The organism is Acidobacteriota bacterium, from assembly GCA_028874215.1.
Taxonomy (GTDB): domain Bacteria; phylum Acidobacteriota; class UBA6911; order RPQK01; family JAJDTT01; genus JAJDTT01.
The window spans coordinates 11,722-15,042 of record JAPPLF010000038.1 but is presented as its reverse complement, the minus strand read 5'-3'; the positions used below and the strand labels follow the sequence as shown (position 1 = coordinate 15,042).

Sequence of the window (3,321 nt, the reverse complement as noted above, 5' to 3'; positions counted from 1 at the left end):
GTGATGATGAAAGAATTATCGTGCAGAACGCTGACTCGACTTAATCAGACCTTCCTTAGTTTTTCCGCGACGGTTCCTTGAGTTCGATACCGGAGGCTTCCAGCATCGCCCGCAGTTTCAGATCCCGCTCGTCGTACTTCAGCGAGCAGGAGTTCGGGCAGGTGATTCGGATGGACACTGGCTTGGTCGGTTGGTTCGCATCCGCCGCCACGAACGCCACCAACTCCACCTGGGTGACGCTGTACAGATTCAGAGGGAGGCACCGGCCGACCATCTCCAGAAGGTCGTACACCGCCTCCGGGTCGTTGAACGCATCAGCTTCCACCGTGATCCGGTCTCCCTTTCTCACCCGCGAGGAGAACCGCAGCTTGCTTACCGCCACCCTCTCGATTCCACTGCCCACGTCGTATACGAACGAAAAGCTCCGCTGCCGTAGCGGGTCCAGATCGTAGACCCGTTCGTCGTCGGGATCGGGCGGCAGCCGGTCCTGTTTCAGAATTGCCATGGCGAACATCCCCTGTAGAGGCTCCACGGCCCGGTAGGGGCCGCGAAAGTTCAAGTCCAGCGTGCCTTCCTGTTGAGAGTATACGAAGACCACCTCGAAGATGGGATTATGCGGACGCTGATCGAACGCTCCCTTGACCCATTCGATCTGTTGCCGGGAGTAGTCTTCCGGATAAGCGAAGAAGTAGTCCAGTTCGCCCCGCCGGCAGGCTTCCACCAGGCAGTGCTTGCCCCGGCCCTCATTGCGGTGAAAGTAGGTGCGGACCAGGTCCGCCAGTTGCTCCAGGCTGGCGGCGTCCATTTGGGCTGGTCGGTGGCCCATGTGCTTGCGCTTGCGCCAATAAGGGAGGGTGTCGGCATGGTGGAACCGTATCGCGCCTCTCCAGCATTCCGGGTGATCGAGACAGGTGATCATGGCCCGATGATAGTGGCCCGGCAGTGCCGACAACATTTCGATGAATCCGGTCAATCTCTCGGGGTCATCCCGCCACTGCCAGCGCGCCTCGTCCAAAATGGCCCATACTCCCTTCTCGCAGGCCATCTCGAAGATCTCGCGAAACTCCGCCCTCATCGCGTTGCGCTGATCCTCGGGCACCTCCAGCCATGCTTCATACAACTCGTTCGATCGGGTTTCCTGAATGGCCGGGAAATCCAAGTCTCCGAACAGACCCCGGCCCTCGAAATAGCGGGCGAGCAGGTCATTCGGGATCTGGCGGAAAAAACTCCGGGTCGAGTAGTGACGGGCCATCGGTCGTTTTCGGACCGGTTTCTTAGACTCCTCCGTTTATGCCGGGATGGCCGCAGGGAGACGTCTTACGACGACACTTCGAAGGATCTTGCCGGCATCGGTGAGAAGCCATGGCCGGGGATCTGGCCCGCCTGCTGTTGCAATCGCAGCTTTTGGATCGATCTGGGGTGAACCGCCGCCGTGCCGGTTGCCGGAGTTCGCCGGATCCCGCTACTCCTGCGGCGGTATGGGCTTCACTCCAGCACCGTGACGAGACAGTTTCGGCGTCAGATCGCCGTGCACAGTCACACCCTGTCCAAAGTTGATGATCGTACGGGTTCCGGAGATGCCGTCGAAGTTCCCGACGATCCAACCGTAGCCGACGAAGGCCCGATCTTCCCCGACGAGTTCGGCCAGACGCACGGTATACGTCTGTCCCGGAGCCAACCTCCCGTTCTCATCCAGGCCGCTGCCGGGCGAGTCTCCCGTCGTCTCATGGATCATCGGTTCGTCGTCGTCCCGGCCGTAGAGGTGAATCTCCAGCGTCCCCACCTTGTCGTCTCCCTCGTAGGGGCCTCCAGCCGTCTCGACTCCCTCGGGGGCCGAGAGCACGTTGCTCACGGACAGGTAGGTGTCGATGACCTGACCCGGGTCGTCGCTCGGCATGCTCACCAGGTAGCTGGCGAAGACGGCGGACTGGTTCGACAAGGGGTCGACCGCCACGTCCACCTCAGCCGATGTCGAGCCTCCCTGCTCGTCGGAGACCATCACGCTGACCGTCATCGCTCCGGCCTCGGCCGGTGCCTGCCACCGGGCTGTCGCGCCATCGGTCTCCCCGATAAAGCTGCCCGAGTCGGCACTCCACGAGTAGGACAACTCGTGGCCGTCCGGGTCCGATGCCGTGGCCGTCAGTTGCACGGAAAGGCCCTGGCGCACCCGGCACATTCCTTCGCAGGACAGAGACACCGTCGGAGGCGAGTTCACGTTGATCTCCACGGTGGATGAAGCCGAGGCACCGCTCCTGTTGGGCCTGTCGAAGACCACGACCGTCACTGGATACCGTCCGGCCACAGGAGGCGCTTGCCATCGTGCTGTCGGTCTCGATGGGACGCCAATGATCGTTCTGACGCCAATGAAGCTGCCCTCTTTGGCGCTCCAGCGGTAGAACAGTTGGTCGCCGTCCGGGTCCGATGCCGTGGCCGTCAGACGCACCTCCCCGCCAGGAGACACGTCGCACGGGTCGCACGATGCGGACACTTTGGGCGGGCGGTTCGGCCGCGCCGCCGGCGCCGTCAGCGACAACGAAACCTGCTGCCCGTCGGTCCAACTGAGCTTGGATCCGGCTCCGGAAAACCGCACTCGCGTATCCGGGTTCCAATCGCCGGCGGCAAGAGAGAACGAATTGCTGCCGATCACCAGAGTCAGAGTTCGCGTTGACGAGGGGAACGATTTGTCAAATGCGACCGTCAACCTGTTGTGATCAGCGCCTGCGCTAGCATTTGCGCCGTAATAAATTTGGGTGATGTTGTATGTCGTGCCCAGATGCGTGAAGTTATCGTCCGTGAGTGCTGTGGAGCAGTTGTCGTGCGATGCATCTGCGTTGTCGCAGCCCAAGTAATTATTGGCCGCGTCGACCGTTAGGGTGGCGGACCAGACCTGCGCCTCGGCGGGCGAAACCGTGAATAGGAAAATCCCACCTACAAGCGCGGCGCAGGCAAGGGTACGGAATTTGCCGGCCTTGCCAGGGCGAAGCGCGGCTTTCGGTTGTCTTGAATGGTGACCGGTCATAAGGACCTCCTATCGTTTGGCCGTCATCTCCCCACCGGCACGAACGGCAACGTCGTGAAGATGCGGGTCTGGATGCCCATCTCTACGCCGGCACGGCGCCGGGGAAATCACGTCCGTCAACGGGTTGCAGGCGGCGCCAACGTCGGCACTTGAGCGAGTGAATCCAACTCCGCCCGGACGGCGCCAGCCGATGGGTGGTCGCTGAGGTTCAAAGGTGACGGTTGGGAAGGTTCGTCCGACGCTGCCGTCCAGACCGGCCGGGCGGCATGGAAAAACGGGTTCCCTACTGCACTGAATTACGA

General features: G+C 61.8%; 2 protein-coding genes. Both read right to left on the bottom strand.

Annotation, left to right across the window (positions count from 1 at the left end; all coding sequences use genetic code 11):
* Positions 1-55 precede the first annotated feature (55 nt).
* Positions 56-1,252 (bottom strand): hypothetical protein, encoded by a 1,197-nt coding sequence (locus tag OXT71_06965; protein MDE2926122.1) that lies wholly within the window; start codon positions 1,250-1,252, stop codon positions 56-58.
* Positions 1,253-1,462: 210 nt separating this feature from the next.
* Positions 1,463-2,590: a PKD domain-containing protein gene (locus tag OXT71_06960; protein ID MDE2926121.1), complete on the bottom strand. Its 1,128-nt coding sequence runs from the start codon at positions 2,588-2,590 to the stop codon at positions 1,463-1,465.
* Between the last annotated feature and the right edge of the window lie 731 nt (positions 2,591-3,321).

What these genes read in the sequence shown, in the direction of transcription:
- OXT71_06965 (MDE2926122.1), bottom strand. Translation starts at nt 1,252, where the DNA reads ATGGCCCGTCACTACTCGACCCGGAGTTTTTTCCGCCAGATCCCGAAT.